The following is a 20,001-nucleotide window of genomic DNA, read 5'->3' on the forward strand; positions in this document are numbered from 1 at the left end:
CTTTAGCGGCGAATGACGCCGACACTCAAGCCTTCGATCACCAGGTCCTGATCTTTCAGGTTGACCTCGATAGGGGCGAACTCAGGGTTTTCGGCAATCAGCCAGACTTTGCTGCCTTCGCGCTTGAAGCGTTTCACGGTGACTTCATCGCCAATGCGGGCGACGACGACCTGGCCATTGCGGGCCTCGCGAGTGGTGTGCACGGCCAGCAGGTCGCCATCGAAAATGCCGATGTCCTTCATGCTCATGCCGTGAACCCGCAGCAGGTAGTCGGCACGTGGATGGAAGAAGGCCGGATTGATGTTGCAGGACTCTTCGATGTGCTGCTCGGCGAGAATTGGAGCACCGGCGGCAACCCGGCCGATGATGGGCAGGCTGGAGTCGTCGGGCTTGGCTTCGAACCCCGGGATGCGAATGCCGCGGGAGGCGCCTGGAGTCATTTCGATCGCGCCCTTGCGGGCCAGCGCCTTGAGGTGTTCTTCAGCGGCGTTGGGCGACTTGAAACCCAGTTCCTGGGCGATTTCCGCGCGGGTCGGTGGGTAGCCGTTGTCTTCGAGGCAGCGTTTGATAAAAGCCAGAATCTCAGCTTGGCGTGGCGTCAGTTTTAGCATGTCGATCGCTCTGTCTTTTTATACAGTGACTGGAATTATATACAGTGAATGCCGCTTGGCAATCCTCCTTTTTCCAATCGCCGCTGGACGGTCGGGTCGCCGCTGCGCATGCCTGGTGTCGCGTGGCTGGCTACAGGAAGCGGCAGGTATGATTAAATAGCTGACTGACCGGCCGCAAAACGGACAGGCAGGCTTGACAAGGCTGGGGCTGAAACGTATGTTTCAAACAAGTGTTTGTCAGGCGGAGTAGCCATGGCCCAGTCGGAAACCGTTGAACGCATTCTCGATGCTGCCGAGCAGTTGTTCGCGGAAAAAGGTTTTGCCGAAACCTCATTGCGGCTGATCACCAGCAAGGCCGGGGTCAACCTGGCGGCGGTGAATTATCATTTCGGTTCCAAGAAGGCCTTGATCCAGGCGGTGTTCTCGCGCTTCCTCGGGCCGTTCTGCGTCAGCCTCGACCGTGAGCTGGAGCGGCGTTCGGCCAAGCCGGACAGCAAGCCAAGCCTCGAAGAGCTGCTGGAAATCCTCGTCGAGCAGGCCCTGGTGGTCCAGCCTCGCAGCGGCAACGACCTGTCCATTTTCATGCGCCTTCTGGGCCTGGCCTTCAGCCAGAGCCAGGGGCACCTGCGACGTTATCTGGAAGACATGTACGGCAAGGTGTTCCGCCGCTACATGCTGCTGGTCAACGAAGCCGCTCCACGTATTCCACCGATCGAACTGTTCTGGCGTGTGCACTTCATGCTGGGGGCGGCGGCGTTCAGCATGTCGGGGATCAAGGCCTTGCGTGCGATTGCCGAGACCGACTTCGGGGTCAATACCTCGATCGAGCAGGTAATGCGCCTGATGGTGCCATTCCTTGCGGCCGGCATGCGCGCCGAAACCGGCGTCACCGACGACGCCATGGCCACGGCGCAGCTCAAGCCGCGCAGCAAATCGACTCCGGCGGTCGCCAAGGCCTGACCGTCCGGGTGGGCGCGGCAGCTTACATCCGCTAAGCTAGCCGCCCATGCCAACTCTCGTTTCCTACCTCTCTTCACACCTTTCGCCGATCGTCGCTTGCCGGGCCTTGCCGCCGGCAATGGGCTCGTGCGTCCGCGCCACGCCAGCATTCATTGCGGTGCCGTGCGCGTACTTCGTTACTAAGGAATTGCTATGACCACAGGCCTGCAAGGCTCCTTGATGGTGGATGTCGCCGGTACCTGGCTGACGGCTGAAGATCGCCAACTCCTGCGCCAGCCCGAAGTGGGTGGGCTGATCATCTTTGCCCGCAATATCGAGCATCCGCGGCAGGTGCGTGAGCTGAGCGCGTCCATCCGGGCGATTCGCCCGGACCTGCTGCTTGCGGTTGACCAGGAGGGCGGTCGCGTGCAACGCCTGCGCCAGGGGTTCGTGCGGCTGCCGGCCATGCGCGCCATTGCCGACAACCCGAATGCCGAGTACCTGGCCGAGCAGTGCGGCTGGATCATGGCCACCGAAGTGCTGGCCGTCGGCCTGGACCTTAGCTTCGCGCCGGTGCTGGACCTCGATCATCAGCGCAGCGCCGTGGTGGGCACCCGTTCCTTCGAGGGCGATCCCGAGCGCGCCGCCTTGCTGGCAGGCGCCTTTATCCGTGGCATGAACAGCGCCGGCATGGCGGCCACGGGCAAGCATTTTCCCGGGCACGGCTGGGCCGAGGCGGACTCCCACGTGGCGATCCCCAATGACGAGCGCAGCCTCGACGAGATTCGCGCCAAGGACCTGGTGCCTTTCGCGCGCCTGAGCAAGCAGCTGGCGGCGGTGATGCCGGCCCACGTCATCTACCCTCAGGTCGATGCCCAGCCAGCCGGGTTCTCCCGCCGTTGGTTGCAGGAGATCCTGCGTGGTGAATTGCAGTTCGACGGTGTCATCTTCAGTGACGATCTGTCGATGGCCGGTGCCCATGTGGTGGGCGATGCCGCGAGCCGGATCGAAGCGGCGCTGTCGGCCGGTTGCGACATGGGCCTGGTGTGTAACGACCGGGCGGCGGCCGAGCTGGCCCTGAGCGCGGCCCAGCGTCTGAAAGTGACGCCGTCGGCGCGTATTGCGCGGATGCGTGGCCAGGCGTTTGCCTGCACCGACTATCGTCAGGATCCGCGTTGGCTGACGGCGCTCGGCGCACTCAAAGATGCCCAATTGATCGATTAAGGGCTTTTGCGATGACGGTCTACGCGATTATCGGCGGTACCGGCCTGACCCGGCTCGAAGGCTTGAGCATTCACCAATCCTTGCCCCTGGATACGCCCTATGGCGCTCCGTCGGCGGATATCCAGAAGGGTGAATACGCCGGGCGCGAGGTGCTGTTTCTGGCGCGTCACGGTCATCCCCATCGCTTCCCGCCGCATCAGGTGAACTATCGGGCCAATCTCTGGGCGCTGAAGCAGGCTGGCGCCGAGGCGATTCTGGCGGTCAACGCGGTGGGTGGCATTCATCCGGCGATGGGCTCCGGGCATTTCTGCGTGCCGCATCAGCTGATCGACTACACCAGCGGTCGTGAGCACACCTATTTTGCCGACGACCTGGAGCAGGTCACCCACATCGACTTCAGCTATCCCTACAGCGAGTCGCTGCGCCAGCAATTGATTGCCGCGCTGGCCGCCGAAGGCTGCGAATTCAGCAGTCAGGGCGTGTACGCCTGCACCCAGGGGCCGCGCCTGGAAACCGTGGCGGAGATCGCCCGCCTGGAGCGTGACGGCTGCGACATCGTCGGCATGACCGGCATGCCGGAAGCGGCGCTGGCCCGTGAGCTGGAGCTGGATTACGCCTGCCTGGCGCTGGTGGTGAACCCCGCGGCGGGCAAGTCCGCTGCGGTGATTACCATGGCCGAGATCGAGCAGGCGTTGCAGGACGGGATGGGCAAGGTGCAGGCGACGCTGGCGCGGGTCCTCGCGGCAAACCTGTAGCCGCTGCCGCAGGCTGCGACCGAGTGCGTAGCGCTCGCAAAACCTGAATCCGCGGTATTTACGTCTGCTGCACAGCCGATCGCAGGCTGCACCAGTCGCTCCAGATCAGCGTCCGCCTTTCTTGTCGGGCAGCGGGGCGAAGAGGGCTTCGATGTCTTCGCTCTGCAGCTTCCAGTCCCCGGCCTTGCGCCCATCCAGCACGCCCGCCGCCAGGTCGGACTTCTCCTGCTGCAGGTGCTGGATTTTCTCTTCCACTGTGCCGCGGGCAATCAGCTTGTAGACGAACACCGGCTTCTCCTGGCCAATCCGATAGGCGCGGTCGGTGGCCTGGTTTTCCGTGGCCGGGTTCCACCAGGGGTCGTAGTGGATCACGGTGTCGGCTTCGGTCAGGTTGAGGCCGACGCCGCCGGCTTTCAGGCTGATCAGGAAGATCTGCAGCTTGCCGCCCTGGAAGTCCCTGACCGGCGTGCGGCGATCGCGAGTCTGTCCGGTCAGCAGGGCGTAGGCGACATTGCGGCGCTTCAGTTCGGCTTCGATCAGGCTCAGCATCGAGGTGAATTGCGAGAACAGCAGGATGCGCCGACCCTCGTCGAACAGTTCCTCGAGCATCTCCATCAGGCTGTCGAGCTTGCCGGAGGAGCTGCCTCGCGCCGGCACCGCGTCTTCGTTGACCAGGCGCAGGTCGCAGCACACCTGGCGCAGTTTCAGCAACGCTTCAAGAATGATGATCTGGCTGCGGGCCACACCCTTGCGGGTGATCTCGTCGCGGACTTTCTTGTCCATGGCCAGGCGCATGGTTTCGTACACATCGCGCTGGGCTTCATTGAGCTCCACCCAATGGATGATCTCGGTCTTGGGCGGCAGTTCGGTGGCTACCTGTTCCTTGGTGCGGCGCAACAGGAAGGGCTTGATCCGCCCATTGAGGTGCTGCAGGCGCACTTCGCTGGCGTGCCTTTCGATCGGCACGCGGTAATCGCGATTGAAGCTCTTCACGTCACCCAGCCAGCCGGGCAACAGGAAATGGAACAGCGACCACAGCTCGCCCAGGTGATTCTCCAGCGGCGTGCCGCTCAGGCACAGGCGCTGCCGGGCATTGAGCGCGCGCGCGGCCTGGGCCGCCTTGCTCGACGGGTTCTTGATGTATTGCGCCTCATCCAGCACCAGGACATGCAGGGGCAGGGCGGCAAGTTGCTCGACATCCTTGGGCAGTAGCGCGTAGGTGGTCAGGATCAGGTCGTAGTCGGCCAGCTGGGCGAAGTGCTTATGGCGGCCGGCGCCATACAGGGCCAGGACCTTGAGTTGCGGCGTGAAGTGCGCCGCCTCGTCGAGCCAGTTGGGGATCAGGCTGGTGGGCATCACCACCATGCACGGCCGGTCCAGACGCCCGGCGTTCTTTTCGCTGAGCGCATGGGCCAGGGTCTGCAGGGTTTTGCCCAGGCCCATGTCGTCGGCCAGGATGCCACCGACTTCCAGCTGGCGCAGGGACTGCATCCAGCTCAGGCCTTCGAGCTGATAGGGGCGCAGCGTGGCGTTCAGGCCCTCCGGCGCGGGGGCCGAGTAGTCCTTGATGTCGCGCAGCCGCTGGGCGAAGGAGCGGATGTGCTCGCCGCCTTCCCAGAGCAGGGGCAGGTCTTCCAGCGGATTGAGGCGGGTCGCGTCGGCACTGCTCAGGCGCAGTGTGGTTTCGCCGGGTTCCTGCAGATAGAACTCGCCCAGGGTGGCCAGCACCGGCTTCAGCCGGCCATAGGGCAGCGCCACTTGCAGGGGGCCGTTGGGCGAGTTGGGGCGCCCGGGAATGTTCACCAGGATCAGTTCGTCGTCGCGGCGTCTGGCCAGGCGTTCCGGGTTGAGGATCTCGGTGTGGGAGCGCATCAGGTTGAGCAGGATCGGCAACAGGCTCAGGCGCTCGCCGTTGACGATGATGCCCAGTTCCAGGTCGAACCAGTCGCGCCCCGGCGCTTCGTCCACCGTGGCGTACCAGTCGTCCACGGCAGTCAGGTCGAAGCCGAAGTCGTCGTCGATCTGCAGCTCCCAGCCCTGGGTGCGCAGCTTGGGCAGTTCGTTGAGGGTGAAGGTCAGCCAGGCGCTGTCGTTGACCATTTCATACAGCTCGCCGGCGCTTTCCGGCAGGGCCTTGCTTTGCCGGGTGGCGATCTTGAAACCCAGCGCCCGCAGCTGTTCGCGATAGCGTTGTTCGACTTCCGGCTGGCGTCTGATGCGCAGGGTCTGGTGTTCCTGGCGAATCACCACGTCGGCGTTTTTCTGCCCGCTGACGTATTCCTCCAGGTAGCTGAACGACAGCGCGGCACGGTGCTGGATGTAGCGCTGCATCTTGCCGTTGCGCGGTTCGAAGGCGCTGAACTCGATACTGGCCAGCCACAACCGGGGCACCGGTTGCACGTTGTCGACGATCTGTTGCGGCAGGGGGGCGGGGCTGCGGTTTTCCAGGACGGCCTGGAGTTTTTCCAGCAGCTCGGCGTCTTTCGCCGCCGCCGGGTAGGCCAGGGTCTCCTCGATTTTCAGCAGCACCGCGGCAATGTGTTTGCAATTACTGCGCACCGGGCAGGTGCAGGAGGCTTCGACCATCAGCAAGGTGTTCTTGGCCGACTCGCGCAGGCTGATGGTCTGTCGATAGACGTTGCCCCCCGAACCCTCGCAACTGGCGGTGATGACGCTGTCGCCGGCCTGGACGATCCTGACGCGGTTCTCCAGAGCGTAGCGGCGGCCACGCTCCAGGGCTTGTTCCTTGAATCGGCTGACCCAGGAAGGTGCCAGGGGTTTGGTCAGGGTCGGGGGCATAGGGACTTCTGTCAGTCCACGATTTCAGGCGGCGCCTCGCGCGGCGTGGGGGCCGACAGCGAGGTGATCTTGATCAGCAGGGCCAGGTGGCCGTTGTCGAGGTAGTTGAGCTGGCCGTTCTTGGTGTGGCTTTCCTGTTTCAGGCGTTCGCTGGCGGTCACCAGGCCATTGCTGTCGATCCGGTTGACCCAGAACTGCGCATCCACATCGGTGAAGCGCCCGAGCTTGAGGGTCAGGGTGCCCTCGATCGGGAACTGGCCGAACTGTTCCTGGCCCTCGCTGACCGCGACTTTCACCGGGTTTTCGTCCAGCGCCTGTTGCCAGGCCTTGTGCATCAGCACGCTGTAGTCGCCGCTGGCGGTGAGTTTCTCGACCACACCGCCCAGCGCCGGGGTGCGCTGGCTGTCGGCGCCCAGGCGTTGGGCGCCGGCGGCCCAGTCTTCGGGGGCGGCGCGGCTGACGATGGCGGGAACCGCGTTCTGCCGGACCAGAATCATTTCGACCTGATACATGTCGGCAAACGCCGAGGGAGCGACCAGGGTCAGGAGCAAGGTCAGTGAGCGAAACAGGCGCATGGGGCGTCCTTCAAGCAGTTTTCGGGGTGAGGCGCTCGAACAGCGCCTCCAATGTGTTGAAGCGTTCTTCCGGACGCTCCATCGGCACCATGAATTTGAACAGCGTGGCGCCTTCAAATTTGTAGCGATTGGGTTGGCCCTGGATGAGTTTGATCAGCGCCAGCGGGTCCACCGGGGTATCGGCGGCGAACTCGAGACGACCGCCCTGCGGGCCGCCGTCGACCTTCTTGATCCCCAGTTGCTCGGCCTGCAGTTTCAGCAGGGTCAGGCGTACCAGGTTCTTGGTCGGTTCCGGCAGCAGGCCGAAGCGGTCGATCATCTCCACTTGCAGGTCCTTCAGGCCGTCCTCGTCGGTGGCCGAGGCGATGCGCTTGTAGAGGATCAGCCGCGCATGCACATCCGGCAGGTAGTCTTCGGGAATCAGCGCCGGCAGGCGCAGGTTGATTTCCGGACCGCCACCCAGGGGCTGGTCGAGGTTCGGCTGCTCGCCCTTGCGGATGGCTTTCACCGCGCGCTCGAGCATTTCCATATAAAGGGTGAAGCCCACCGCCTGGATCTGGCCGCTTTGGCCATCCCCCAGCAGTTCGCCGGCGCCGCGGATTTCCAGGTCGTTGGTGGCGAGCACGAAGCCGGCGCCGAGGTCCTGGGTGTTGGCGATCGCCTCCAGGCGCTTTTCCGCGTCCGGGGTGATCTGCAGGCGCGGTGGCGTCAGCAGGTAGGCGTAGGCCTGGTGGTGGCTGCGACCGACCCGGCCGCGCAACTGGTGCAGTTGGGCCAGGCCGAACTTGTCGGCGCGCTCGATGATGATGGTGTTGGCGCTCGGCACGTCGATGCCGGTCTCGATGATGGTCGAGGCGATCAGCACGTTGAAGCGCTTGTGGTAGAAGTCGCTCATCACCTGTTCGAGTTCGCGTTCGCGCATCTGCCCGTGGCCGATGCCGATGCGCGCTTCCGGCACCAGTTCGGCGAGGTCGGCGGCGCATTTCTCGATGGTCTTCACATCGTTGTGCAGGTAATAGACCTGGCCGCCACGCAGCAGCTCGCGCAGCAGGGCCTCTTTGACCGTGCTCTTGTTCTGCTCCATGACGAAGGTGCGCACCGACAGGCGCCGGGCCGGTGGCGTGGCGATGATCGACAGGTCGCGCATGCCCGACACCGCCATGTTCAGCGTGCGCGGAATCGGCGTCGCGGTCAGCGTCAGGATGTCGACCTCGCTGCGCAGGGCCTTGAGCTGTTCTTTCTGGCGCACGCCGAAGCGGTGTTCTTCGTCGATGATCACCAGACCGAGGTTCTTGATCTTCACATCGTCCTGCAACAGCTTGTGGGTGCCGATGACGATGTCGATCTTGCCTTCGGCCAGGTCGGCCACCGCGGCATTCACTTCCTTGGCGGACTTGAAGCGGCTCATCACTTCCACGCTCACCGGCCAGTCGGCGAAGCGGTCGCGGAAGCTGTTGTAGTGCTGCTGGGCGAGCAGGGTGGTGGGCACCAGGATCGCCACTTGCTTGCCGCCGTGCACGGCGATGAAAGCGGCGCGCATCGCCACTTCGGTCTTGCCGAAGCCGACGTCGCCGCAGACCAGGCGGTCCATCGGCTTGGCCGCGAGCATGTCCTCGCGCACCGCCTCGATGGTGGTTTGCTGGTCGGGGGTTTCTTCGAACGGGAAGCCGGCGCTGAAGGTGGCGTAGTCGGCTTTCGGATCGGCGAAGGCATAACCTTCGCGGGCCGCGCGGCGAGCGTAGATGTCCAGCAGTTCGGCGGCGACATCGCGCACCTGCTCGGCGGCCTTGCGCTTGGCTTTCTGCCAGGTTTCCGAACCCAGGCGGTGCAGTGGCGCCAGGGCGTCGTCGCTACCGGTGTAGCGGGCGATCAGGTGCAGGTTGGCCACCGGCACATAGAGCTTGGCGCCCTCGGCGTATTCGAGGGTGAGGAATTCCGCGGCCTGGTTGTCGATCTCCAGGGTGGCCAGGCCCAGGTAGCGGCCCACGCCGTGATCGATATGTACCACCGGCGCGCCTTCGCGCAGCTCGGTGAGGTTCTTGATCACCGCATCGTTGTTGGCGTCGGCGCGTTTCTCCCGGCGCCGGCGCTGCATCACGCGCTGGCCGAACAGCGGGCTTTCGGCCACCAGCGCCAGGGCCGGATCGTCCAGCAGCAAGCCTTCGTCCAGCGGTGCGATGGTGATCGCCAGGCGATCCTTGCCAGCGACGAAGTCCGGCCAGCTGTCGACGGTCTTCGGCCGCAGCTTCAGGCGTTCCAGCAACTCCAGCAGCACCTCGCGGCGCCCGGCGGATTCGGCGGTGAACAGTACGCGTCCAGAGAATTCATCGAGGAAATTGGCCAGGGCCGCCAGCGGCTGATTGGCCTTGGCTTCAATGGCGAGGTTGGGCAGGGGCTGCGCCGGGAAGCGCTCGCGGCCGCCACCGGCCTCGATGTCCTGCTGGCTGGCGACCACCCGCGGCCAGCTTTTCAGGCGGGCGAAGCAGTCTTCCACCGGCAGGAACAACTCGGCGGGCGGCAATAAAGGACGGGACGGATCGACGCGGCGTTCTTCGTAACGGTTGCGCACGTCGTTCCAGAAGTTCTCGGCCGCCTGCTCGATGCCCGGCAGGGAAAACACCTGGGTGTCCTGGGGCAGATAGTCGAACAGGGTCGAAGTGTCTTCGAAGAACAGCGGCAGGTAATACTCGATGCCGGCCGGGGTGATCCCGCTGCTCAGGTCCTGGAAGATCGGGCAGCGGCGGAAATCGACGTCGAAGCGTTCGCGGAAGCGGGCCTTGAAGCGGGTGACGGCTTCTTTCTGCAGCGGGAATTCTTTCGCCGGCAGCAGGCGCACCGAATCGACCTTGTCGATGGAGCGCTGGTTTTCCGGATCGAAGGTGCGCAGGGTCTCGATTTCATCGTCGAACAGGTCGATGCGATAAGGCAGTTTGCTGCCCATCGGGAACAGGTCGATCAGGGCGCCGCGCACCGCGAACTCGCCGTGCTCGTAGACCGTGTCGACACAGCGATAGCCGCTGGCTTCCAGGCGGGTACGCATCTGTTCGACATCCAGCTTCTGGCCGATGTCCAGCACCAGGCTGCTGCCCAGCAGGAACTTGGTCGGCGCCAGGCGATGCAGGGCCGTGGTGATCGGCACCACCAGCACGCCATGCTCCAGCTCCGGCAGCCGGTACAGGCTGGCGATCCGCTGGGAGATGATGTCCTGGTGCGGCGAGAACAGGTCGTAGGGCAGGGTTTCCCAGTCCGGGAAATGCAGCACGGGCAAATCCGGGGCGAAGAAACTCAGCTCCTGCTCCAGCCGTTCGGCACTTTGGCTGTCGGCGGTCAGCAGCAGGGTGAAGCGCTTGGCGGCGCTGGCAGCCTCGGCAATGGCGAGGCTGAGGGCGGCACCGGGCAGATTGCCCCAGTGCTGTTTGCCGGCGGCGGCAGGGAGTTGCGGTAGACGCAGAACGGGCACGGAAGGTTGAGCTCCAGCGTTGCGACAAAGTCGGTAATTGTAGCGGTCCGGCGTACCGGCTGTCAGTTGCTGATGTGTCTATTACGCGGTTGCGGAAAATGTAGTGGTTATGACAAAAAAACGCGTTTCTTGGCGGGAAATGTAGTGCCGAATCGGGGCGGTGTTACGGAGGGTTACAGATAACGCTGGGATGCCGCGCAAAATGAGGCCTTTCTGGAACCCGCGTATTTACTGGGCTGGAGCGGGGTGTGTTTTTTCCTGATGGGTTTTTGTTACGTTCCGCGCGACAGGCGCGCATTGCTACGCAGGGGACTCGGCTGCATAATGTAGCCCCTTTTTTCAGCCCCTACATGTGGAAGGTTCCCGTGACTCAGAAGCCCGACCAGTGTCTTGGTGAATGGATCGACCGTGAAGCGCTCGCAGAAGCGATGATTCCGCTTATCGGTCAGCTCTACCGCAATAACAATGTGGTGAGCTCGATCTATGGCCGCAGCCTGATCAACCAGTCTGTCATCGCGATTCTCAAAGCTCACCGCTTTGCTCGCCATCGCTCTTCCGACGATAGCGAACTCTCCGTCCACGAAACATTCCCACTGCTCAAGGCCATGAGCGAGCTCAAGCTCGGCGCGGCTTCGGTGGACCTGGGCAAGTTGGCGTTCAAATTCCGTAACGAAGGCAATGGCCGCACCGCCGAGCAATTCGTTCGCGAAGAACTGGCTGACGTGGTTGGCCAGCAAAACGCTTCGCCCCGCAAAGGCACCGACGTGGTCCTGTACGGCTTCGGTCGTATCGGCCGTCTGCTGGCGCGCATCCTGATCGAGAAAACCGGTGGTGGCGACGGCCTGCGCCTGCGCGCCATCGTGGTGCGCAAAGGCGCCGAAAACGACCTGACCAAACGCGCCAGCCTGCTGCGTCGCGATTCGGTGCACGGTTCGTTCAACGGCACCATCACCATCGACGAAGCCAACAACACCATCACCGCCAACGGCAACCTGATCCAGGTTATCTACGCGAAGAATCCGACCGAGGTGGACTACACCCAGTACGGCATCAAAGACGCGCTGCTGGTGGACAACACCGGTGTATGGCGTGACGCCGACGGCCTGGGTCAGCACCTGGCCTGCCCGGGTATCGACCGTGTCGTTCTGACCGCGCCTGGCAAAGGCAAGCTGAAGAACATCGTTCACGGTATCAACCACGCCGAAATCACCGCTGACGACAAGATCGTTTCCGCCGCTTCCTGCACCACCAACGCCATCGTGCCGGTGCTCAAGGCCGTGAACGACAAGTTCGGCATCGTCAACGGTCACGTCGAAACCGTTCACTCGTACACCAACGACCAGAACCTGATCGACAACTTCCACAAGGGCGATCGTCGTGGCCGTAGCGCCGCGCTGAACATGGTAATCACCGAGACCGGTGCTGCCACCGCTGCCGCCAAGGCCCTGCCTGAGCTGGCCGGCAAGCTGACCGGTAACGCGATCCGCGTTCCGACGCCAAACGTGTCGATGGCCATTCTCAACCTGAACCTTGAGAAAGCCGCTACCCGTGAAGAGATGAACGAGTACTTGCGCTACATGGCGCTGCACTCCGATCTGCACAAGCAGATCGACTTCGTCAATTCCCAGGAAGTGGTTTCCACCGACTTCGTGGGCTCGCGCCACGCCGGTGTGGTGGACGCTGAAGCGACCATCACCCAGGATAACCGCGTTGTTCTGTACGTCTGGTACGACAACGAATTCGGTTACAGCTGCCAGGTGGTTCGCGTGATGGAAGACATGGCCGGTGTGAACCCGCCTGCGTTCCCGCGCTAAGCCTTAGCCGCACATGAAAACGCCCCGACTTGTCGGGGCGTTTTTGTTTGTGGCGTTTGATGGCTGGAGGGATGAGTTGATTGGGCGGGTCTTTTCGCGGTCGATCAGGCGCCACCCACTACTGCTGCCTGCGCAGTGCGCAGTTCATGCTTGTTGCCGCGGAACAGCACCAGGGTCGCGATCAGGCCCAGCACCGCCGCGCCGCTGAGCCAGATCCCCGGCGCCGCCTTGTTGTCCAGCGCATGGATCAGGTAGGTGCAGGCCGCCGGTGTGAAGCCGCCAAAGGTGGCGGTGGCCAGGCTGTAGGCCAGGGAGAAGCCGGTGGTGCGCACTTCAACCGGCATGATTTCGGTGAGAGCCACCACCATGGCGCCGTTGTACGAGCCATAGAGGAAGGACAGCCACAGCTCGACGATCAGCAGGTGGCTGAAACTCGGGTTGGCCACCAGCCAGGACAGGGCCGGGTAAGCCGTGAGGATCGCCAGGACGGTCGCCGCCAGCAGCAGTGGCTTGCGCCCGACCTTGTCCGAGACAGCGCCCATCACCGGCAGCCAGAAGAAGTTCGACAGGCCGATGCACACGGTGACCAGCAGAGCGTCCAGGTCCGACAGCTGCAATTCGGCCTTGCCGAAGGTCGGGGTGTAGGCGGTGATCAGGTAGAAGGACACAGTGGTCATCACCACCAGTGCCATGCCGACCAGGACGATGCCGAAGTTCTGGCCGATGGAGCGGATGATTTCCTGCAGGGTAGGGCGGTGCTTGCGTGCCTGGAACTCCGGGGTTTCTTCCAGCGAACGACGGATCATGAAGATCGCCGGCACTATCATGCAGCCCACCAGGAACGGCATGCGCCAGCCCCAGTCGCCCATTTGTTCCGGGCTCAGCCAGTGGTTCAGGCCAACGCCCAGCAGGCCGGCGAAGACCACGGCGGCCTGTTGACTCGCCGATTGCCAGCTGACGAAGAAACCCTTGCGGCCCGGGGTGGAGATTTCCGCCAGGTAAACCGAGACGCCACCCAGTTCCACCCCGGCAGAGAAGCCCTGCAGCAAGCGGCCGAGCAGCACCAGCAACGGCGCGGCGACGCCGAGGGTGGCATAACCCGGGACGCAGGCGATCAGCACGGTGCCCGCGGCCATGAGCAGCAGGGTGATGATCAGGCCCCGGCGCCGGCCATGACGGTCGATATAAGCGCCAAGAAAGATCGCGCCCAGCGGGCGCATCAGGAAGCCGGCGCCGAAGGTCGCCAGCGACAGCATCAATGACGCGAAAGCACTGTCGGCAGGGAAGAAGGTCTTGGCAATGGCCGTGGCGTAAAAGCCGTAGACCATGAAGTCGAACATCTCCAGAAAGTTGCCGCTGACAACGCGAAAGATCGCCTTGCCTTTGCCCGTGGTCGTGGACATTTTATTCACTCACTTTGGCTATTTTGTTAGCGATCCCTGGTCGTTATCCGTCCTGGCTGCCCGGTCTGAGGTAGCTAAGCCGCAGGCCAGACAGTTTGTAACAATATGTGTATGAGCCTGCCGAGGCAACAAAAACTCTTAGCTTGCTTGCTAAGTAGATGGACGGCTTGGGATTTATTGCCCGCCAGTTCGCGGAATAAACCCGCAGGAGCAAGCTCGCGATGAGCCGGGTTCGGCCTGCATCAAATCCGCGGTGGCTGCCGCATAATGGCCGGCCCTGATCGGCGACTGCCGAGAGGGAAATCGAGTGTCGGGAGGTGAAGTCTTGCTGGGTGGATCTTGGGTGCGAGGGGGGCTTCCTGTCGTTTTGGTCATGGCCCTGGCTGGATGTGATCGGGACGATTCGCTGGAAAGCTTCGGCGGCCCGACCATGGGCAGCACCTACTCGATCAAGTACGTGAGGCGGGCAGGCCTGGCTGCGCCGAGTGAGGTACAGGCCCAGGTCGAGCGGATACTTGCGCAGATCGACCGGCAGATGTCGACCTATCGCAACGACTCGGACATCGAGCGCTTCAACGATCTGCCGGCCAATAGCTGCCAGGCGATGCCGGCGGCGGTCCTGCGCTTGATCGAGGTTGGCCAGCAGCTGTCGCGGGACAGCCAGGGCGCCTTCGATCTGACGGTCGAGCCGTTGCTCAACCTCTGGGGCTTCGGTCCGCAGGGGCGCGGGGAGGCGGTGCCGAGCGATACGGCGCTGGCGCAGGTGCGGCAGCGAGTCGGCTATACCCATCTGCGTATCGAGGGCGACCAGCTGTGCAAGGACGCCGCGGTCGAGGTGGATTTCAACAGCATCGCCGCCGGTCATGCGGTGGACCGGATTGCCGCCAGGCTCGCGGAAATGGGCATCGACAGTTACCTGGTCGAAGCCACCGGCGAACTCAAGGCCGTCGGCAGGAAACCCGATGGTTCGGCGTGGCGCATTGCCCTGGAGGAGCCGCGGGACGATCGACAGCTGGCCGAGCGGGTCATCGCCGTCGATGGTTATGGGGTCTCGACTTCCGGCGACTACCGCAATTATTTCCAGCGCGATGGACAGCGTTATTCCCACGCCTTCGACGCCCGCACCGGCAGGCCTGTCGAGCATGGGCTGGCTTCGGTCACGGTGATTCATCCCGCGGCCGTGATGGCCGATGGTCTGTCGACCCTGCTGCTGATCCTCGGCCCCGAGCGCGGTTGGGATTACGCGGAAAAACACGATATCGCCGCATTTTTTGTGATTCGCGCCGATACAGGTTTCGTCACACGCAGCAACCGCGCGTTTGATCGCCTGTTTGCCGGACAAAAGCAGTAATCTTGCGCGGTGCCGCGGCGCGATGTCGCAGGCAAAAGTAGCCGGCGACGCGACCAAGGGTTAATGTGCGCGGCGTTGACGCTTCTATAGACTGTGCCCGGGTTCGTAACCGAGCCAAATTGATCCTTCATGCCGCTGGCCGCGGCATGATTTAGCCGCAGGTGCCACATCGGGTGCCGCGGCCTGTTCTGAGGAGTACGCATGGCTGTCTACAACTACGACGTAGTGGTGCTGGGTTCAGGCCCCGCTGGAGAAGGTGCGGCGATGAACGCCGCGAAAGCTGGGCGCAAGGTAGCGATGGTCGATAGCCGTCGCCAGGTCGGCGGTAACTGCACCCACCTGGGCACCATCCCGTCCAAGGCCTTGCGTCACTCGGTCCGGCAGATCATGCAGTTCAACACCAACCCGATGTTCCGGGCCATTGGCGAGCCACGCTGGTTCTCGTTCCCCGACGTATTGAAAAGCGCCGAGAAGGTCATCTCCAAGCAGGTCGCCTCGCGCACCGGCTACTACGCGCGTAACCGGGTCGACGTGTTCTTCGGCACCGGCAGCTTCGCCGACGAGCAGACCATCGAAGTGGTCTGCGCCAACGGCGTGGTCGAGAAGCTGGTGGCCAAGCACATCATCATCGCCACCGGCTCGCGTCCATATCGCCCGGCCGATATCGATTTCCACCACCCGCGTATCTATGATAGCGACACCATCCTCAGCCTCGGCCACACCCCGCGCAAACTCATCGTTTACGGCGCTGGCGTGATCGGTTGTGAATACGCCTCGATCTTCAGTGGCCTGGGGGTACTGGTCGAGCTGGTGGACAACCGCGGCCAGTTGCTGAGCTTCCTGGACTCCGAGATCTCCCAGGCGCTGAGCTACCACTTCAGCAACAACAACATCACCGTGCGCCACAACGAGGAATACGACCGCGTCGAAGGCCTCGACAATGGCGTGATCCTGCACCTCAAGTCGGGCAAGAAGATCAAGGCTGACGCCTTGCTCTGGTGCAATGGCCGGACCGGCAATACCGACCGGCTGGGCATGGAAAACATCGGGGTCAAGGTCAACAGCCGTGGCCAGATCGAAGTGGACGAGAACTACCGCACCTGCGTGCCGAACATCTACGGCGCCGGCGACGTGATCGGCTGGCCGAGCCTGGCCAGTGCCGCCCACGACCAGGGGCGTTCGGCCGCCGGCAGCATCGTCGACAACGGCAGCTGGCGCTTCGTCAACGACGTGCCGACCGGGATCTACACCATTCCGGAGATCAGTTCGATCGGCAAGAACGAGCAGGAACTGACCCAGGCCAAGGTGCCGTACGAAGTGGGCAAGGCCTTCTTCAAGAGCATGGCCCGCGCGCAGATCGCCGGTGAGCCGCAAGGTATGCTGAAGATCCTGTTCCACCGCGAAACCCTGGAAGTCCTGGGCGTGCACTGCTTCGGTTACCAGGCTTCGGAGATCGTGCACATCGGCCAGGCGATCATGAACCAGCCGGGCGAACTCAATACCCTGAAGTACTTCGTCAACACTACGTTCAACTACCCGACCATGGCCGAAGCCTATCGGGTAGCCGCTTACGACGGCCTCAACCGGCTTTTTTGAGCGACTCCGGCCGGTGGCCTGAGCCGGCCGGGGAGACCGATTTCAGTAACTCTCGAGCGTGGCGCTGGCCAAACCGGGAAAGTCTGTAATCAGGCTGTCTACGCCGAAGTCGGCGAGCCTGCGCATCAGCGCAGGCTCGTTGACTGTCCATACCGACACATGCAAGCCCTGCCGCTGCGCCCGTTGCAGCCGTTCCGGAGTGCAGAGTGTCCAGTTCAACGCCAGAATCTCGCAGCCGTAGCTTTGCGCGACCTTCAACGGGTCGAGCCAGGCGTATTCGGCGACCAGCCCGCGCGACAGATCCGGGGTCAGCTCGACAGCCGCCTTGAGCACTTCCCGTGAGCTGGAGGTGACGGTGACCTTGTCCAGCAGGCCGAAACGCTGCGCCATCTCGCGAATCGCCAGCACCGTGGTGGCGGCACGGGTGCGCGAGGCGCTCTTGACCTCCAGCTGCCAGTGCTCGAAGTCGCATTTTTCGAACAGTTCTTCCAGGCGCGGGATCGGGCAGGGCGTGACCCAGCCCGGGCCGCCCTTGCGAGCGTCATAGGACATCAGTTCTTCGGCGCTGTGTTCGACCACCTTGCCGCGGCGGTCGGTGGTGCGCTTGAGGGTCGGGTCGTGGATCACCATCAGCTCGCCGTCCATGGACAGGTGCAGGTCCAGTTCGCAGCGGCGCACGCCATGCTTGAGGCACTGCTGGAAGCTGGTCAGGGTGTTTTCCGGTGCTTCGCCTTTAGCGCCGCGGTGGCCATAAATCAGGGTCACGATTGCTCCTTCACGGAAATTTTTCCATTAGATGATCGGTGCTGCGCGGTGGGGCCGCAGGTCAATCGGCTGCCGGGTCGTTCTGTTCTCGGGCCTGGCGACGTTCCTGGGCTTGCTTCTGCAGGATATAGCGCGCCAGCAACTGGCGTTGGGCGTCGGTCAATGATTCGAACTCGGTACCGATTTCGAACGTGCCGAAACTGCGGGTTTCGCAATGGGTGACCTTGGCCCGCAACAACAGGCCCAAGGCCTGGGGCATCAGCAGCAGCTTGACCGCCAGGTGGGTGCCGGCCGGGTAGGACAGGTGATGTTCGAACTCGATGCCGCCTTCGGAGAGAATCACCCGCTGCGGTTCGCCGAACTTGCCGAGCACGGTCTGCGCCACCACCTGGCTAAGCAGGTCGATGCGCTTGTTCATGGACTTGAGGTAGTTGGCCAGGGTCCGGTCGCGCTCGCTGACCTGGCGCAGCAGGTGCTGCGATTCGAATTCGCTCAGATGCAGCTCGCTGAGCAGGTTGAACAGCGGCGACGCATCCTGCAACACTTCCTTGCTCGCCGCTTCGTGGGCGGACAAGGGGCTAATTTCCAGTGCGATCGTGTCCTCGATACGGTAGTATTCGCGGCGATCTTCTTCATCTAATGTCGACATGGCGAACCCATGGTAGCGGCGGTGGTCTGAGTGTAAAGCTGCTTACCAGGACCCGCCACAAGGACGTCTTCTTTTCCTCCGAACAAGCCCCGACATGTTCAGACCTCTCTTCGTATTTATTGGCACGCGTTATACCCGTGCAAAGCGCCGCAATCATTTCGTGTCATTCATTTCCCTGACCTCGATGATCGGACTCGCCCTTGGCGTGGTCGTGATGATCGTCGTGCTGTCGGTGATGAACGGCTTCGACCATGAGATGCGCACCCGCGTGCTGGGCATGGTGCCCCACGCGACCATCGAATCCGGTGAGCCGATCAGCGACTGGCAAGGCCTGGCCGACAAGGTCAAGCAGAACCCCAAGGTGCTGGCGGTTGCGCCGTTCACCCAGATGCAGGGGTTGCTGACCAATAACGGCCAGGTGCAGAAAGTCCTGCTCAACGCCATTGATCCGGCCAAGGAACGCCAGGTTTCGATCATCGATAACTTCATGAAGCAGGGCAAGCTGGACGACCTGGCCCCCGGCAGCTTCGGCATCGTGATCGGTGACAAGGCCGCGACCAAGCTGGGGGTTGGCCTGGGCGACAAGCTGACCTTCGTCGCGCCCGAGGTCACGGTGACCCCGGCCGGGATGTTCCCGCGCATGAAGCGTTTTACCGTGGTCGGCATCTTCCATGTCGGCGCCGGCGAGCTGGACGGCTATCTGGGCCTGACCAACCTCGACGACCTGGGCCGCCTGCACCGCTGGAAACCGGACCAGGTGCAGGGCCTGCGCCTGAAGTTCGACGACCTGTTCCAGGCGCCACGCACCGCCTGGGAAATTGCCGAGCAACTGGGCGAGAACCAGTACTACGCCCGTGACTGGACCCGTACCCACGGCAACCTGTACCAGGCCATCCGCATGGAAAAAGCCATGATCGGCCTGTTGTTACTGCTGATCGTCGCCGTGGCCGCCTTCAACATCATCTCCACCCTGGTGATGGTGGTGAACGACAAGAAGGGCGATATCGCGATCCTCCGTACCCTGGGGGCGACGCCGGCCAGCATCATGGCGACCTTCATGGTCCAGGGCACGGTGATCGGCGTGATCGGTACCTTGATCGGCGCCGTGGTCGGGATGTTCGCGGCGTTGAACGTGAGCGCGGCGATCTCCGCCCTCGAAGGCCTGATCGGGCACAAATTCCTCAATGCCGACGTGTACTTCATCGACTACCTGCCATCGCAACTGATGGCCGAGGATGTGTTGATGGTCTGCGGCGCGGCACTGGTCCTGAGTTTCCTCGCCACCCTGTATCCAGCCTGGCGTGCCGCGCGCACCCAGCCGGCGGAGGCGCTACGTTATGAGTGAGTTGGGCATGAGTGAAAAAGCAATTCTGAGCTGCCGCGACCTGGGCAAGTCCTACGAGGAAGGTCCGGAATCGGTGGTGGTGTTGTCCGGCCTGCAACTGGAGTTGCACCCGGGCGAGCGGGTGGCGATCGTCGGTACCTCAGGTTCGGGCAAAAGTACCTTGCTCAACCTGCTGGGTGGCCTCGACACGCCGACCAAGGGCAGCGTCTGGCTCGACGGCGAGGAGCTTTCGGCGCTGAGCGAGAAGGGCCGCGGCCTGCTGCGCAACCGCGCCCTTGGCTTTGTCTACCAGTTCCACCACCTGCTGCCGGAATTCACCGCCCTGGAAAACGTCTGCATGCCGCTGCTGATCGGCAAGACCGCGATCCCGGAAGCTCGTCAGCGGGCCACCGCCTTGCTGGAGCGGGTAGGGCTGGCCCATCGCCTGGAGCACAAGCCGGCCGAACTGTCCGGTGGTGAGCGCCAGCGTGTGGCTATCGCCCGTGCCCTGGTCAACAAGCCAGGGCTGGTGATGCTCGACGAGCCGACCGGCAACCTCGACTCCCACACCGCGCAAGGCATCCAGGACTTGATGCTGGAACTCAGCACCTCGATGCGTACCGCGTTCCTGGTGGTGACCCACGACATGAACCTGGCTCGCCAGATGGACCGCGTCCTGCACCTGCAGGAAGGTTTCCTGACGCCCATCTGATTGGCCGCAGCCCGGCGCCTGAAA

At 63.1% G+C, this 20,001-nt stretch carries 15 protein-coding genes; 8 read left to right on the forward strand and 7 right to left on the reverse strand.

Features of this window, described 5'->3' with window-relative positions:
• Positions 1-2: 2 nt before the first annotated feature.
• Positions 3-611 (reverse strand): transcriptional repressor LexA, encoded by a 609-nt coding sequence (gene lexA, locus CXQ81_RS12160; protein ID WP_007921301.1) that lies wholly within the window; start codon positions 609-611, stop codon positions 3-5.
• Between the two features lie 252 nt (positions 612-863).
• On the opposite strand from lexA, the gene CXQ81_RS12165 reads away from it, so the two are divergent.
• The 3 genes from CXQ81_RS12165 to CXQ81_RS12175 all read left to right on the forward strand — a co-directional run bounded on the left by CXQ81_RS12165 (position 864) and on the right by CXQ81_RS12175 (position 3,529).
• Positions 864-1,571 (forward strand): TetR/AcrR family transcriptional regulator, encoded by a 708-nt coding sequence (locus tag CXQ81_RS12165; protein ID WP_007921300.1) that lies wholly within the window; start codon positions 864-866, stop codon positions 1,569-1,571.
• A gap of 204 nt (positions 1,572-1,775) precedes the next feature.
• Positions 1,776-2,774, forward strand: coding sequence for a beta-N-acetylhexosaminidase (gene nagZ, locus CXQ81_RS12170; protein ID WP_175534822.1), 999 nt, complete (start codon positions 1,776-1,778; stop codon positions 2,772-2,774).
• Positions 2,775-2,785: 11 nt separating this feature from the next.
• Entirely contained in the window at positions 2,786-3,529 is a 744-nt protein-coding gene (locus CXQ81_RS12175; RefSeq protein ID WP_009042984.1) for an S-methyl-5'-thioinosine phosphorylase, read from the forward strand.
• Between the two features lie 105 nt (positions 3,530-3,634).
• Here the strand turns inward: CXQ81_RS12175 and CXQ81_RS12180 are convergent, their stop codons facing one another.
• From CXQ81_RS12180 to mfd, 3 genes are read right to left on the reverse strand one after another with little or no spacing between them, the layout of a single operon-like run.
• Positions 3,635-6,328, reverse strand: coding sequence for a DEAD/DEAH box helicase (locus tag CXQ81_RS12180; RefSeq protein ID WP_101337303.1), 2,694 nt, complete (start codon positions 6,326-6,328; stop codon positions 3,635-3,637).
• An 11-nt stretch (positions 6,329-6,339) separates the two neighbouring features.
• Complete coding sequence (locus CXQ81_RS12185; RefSeq protein WP_092418193.1) at positions 6,340-6,903, reverse strand: CsiV family protein; 564 nt, start codon at positions 6,901-6,903, stop codon at positions 6,340-6,342.
• Between the two features lie 10 nt (positions 6,904-6,913).
• Positions 6,914-10,363, reverse strand: coding sequence for a transcription-repair coupling factor (gene mfd, locus CXQ81_RS12190; RefSeq protein ID WP_101337304.1), 3,450 nt, complete (start codon positions 10,361-10,363; stop codon positions 6,914-6,916).
• Between the two features lie 350 nt (positions 10,364-10,713).
• Here mfd and CXQ81_RS12195 point away from each other — a divergent pair, with 350 nt between their 5' ends.
• A complete protein-coding gene (locus tag CXQ81_RS12195; RefSeq protein WP_007921292.1) occupies positions 10,714-12,177 on the forward strand; it encodes a glyceraldehyde-3-phosphate dehydrogenase in 1,464 nt (487 codons plus the stop codon).
• A gap of 104 nt (positions 12,178-12,281) precedes the next feature.
• Here the strand turns inward: CXQ81_RS12195 and CXQ81_RS12200 are convergent, their stop codons facing one another.
• Positions 12,282-13,580, reverse strand: a complete 1,299-nt coding sequence (locus CXQ81_RS12200) for an MFS transporter (protein ID WP_101337305.1) — start codon at positions 13,578-13,580, stop codon at positions 12,282-12,284.
• Positions 13,581-13,953: 373 nt separating this feature from the next.
• Here CXQ81_RS12200 and CXQ81_RS12205 point away from each other — a divergent pair, with 373 nt between their 5' ends.
• On the forward strand, positions 13,954-14,931 hold the full coding sequence (locus tag CXQ81_RS12205) for an FAD:protein FMN transferase (RefSeq protein ID WP_009042990.1): 978 nt from the start codon (positions 13,954-13,956) through the stop codon (positions 14,929-14,931).
• 201 nt (positions 14,932-15,132) lie between these two features.
• The gene (sthA, locus tag CXQ81_RS12210; RefSeq protein ID WP_007926939.1) at positions 15,133-16,527 is read left to right on the forward strand and encodes a Si-specific NAD(P)(+) transhydrogenase; all 1,395 of its coding nucleotides are present in this window, start codon (positions 15,133-15,135) and stop codon (positions 16,525-16,527) included.
• A 42-nt stretch (positions 16,528-16,569) separates the two neighbouring features.
• On the opposite strand, the gene CXQ81_RS12215 is transcribed toward sthA, so the two are convergent.
• Entirely contained in the window at positions 16,570-17,292 is a 723-nt protein-coding gene (locus CXQ81_RS12215) for a glycerophosphodiester phosphodiesterase family protein (RefSeq protein WP_101337306.1), read from the reverse strand.
• Positions 17,293-17,353: 61 nt separating this feature from the next.
• Positions 17,354-17,941, reverse strand: a complete 588-nt coding sequence (locus CXQ81_RS12220; RefSeq protein WP_007926941.1) for a PilZ domain-containing protein — start codon at positions 17,939-17,941, stop codon at positions 17,354-17,356.
• A gap of 94 nt (positions 17,942-18,035) precedes the next feature.
• Between CXQ81_RS12220 and CXQ81_RS12225 the strand changes: the two genes are divergently transcribed.
• On the forward strand, positions 18,036-19,286 hold the full coding sequence (locus tag CXQ81_RS12225; RefSeq protein WP_007926943.1) for a lipoprotein-releasing ABC transporter permease subunit: 1,251 nt from the start codon (positions 18,036-18,038) through the stop codon (positions 19,284-19,286).
• A gap of 7 nt (positions 19,287-19,293) precedes the next feature.
• Complete coding sequence (gene lolD, locus CXQ81_RS12230; protein WP_164523762.1) at positions 19,294-19,977, forward strand: lipoprotein-releasing ABC transporter ATP-binding protein LolD; 684 nt, start codon at positions 19,294-19,296, stop codon at positions 19,975-19,977.
• Positions 19,978-20,001: the final 24 nt, after the last annotated feature.

The organism is Pseudomonas sp. 09C 129, assembly GCF_002843625.1.
GTDB classification, from domain to species: Bacteria; Pseudomonadota; Gammaproteobacteria; order Pseudomonadales; family Pseudomonadaceae; genus Aquipseudomonas; species Aquipseudomonas chlororaphis.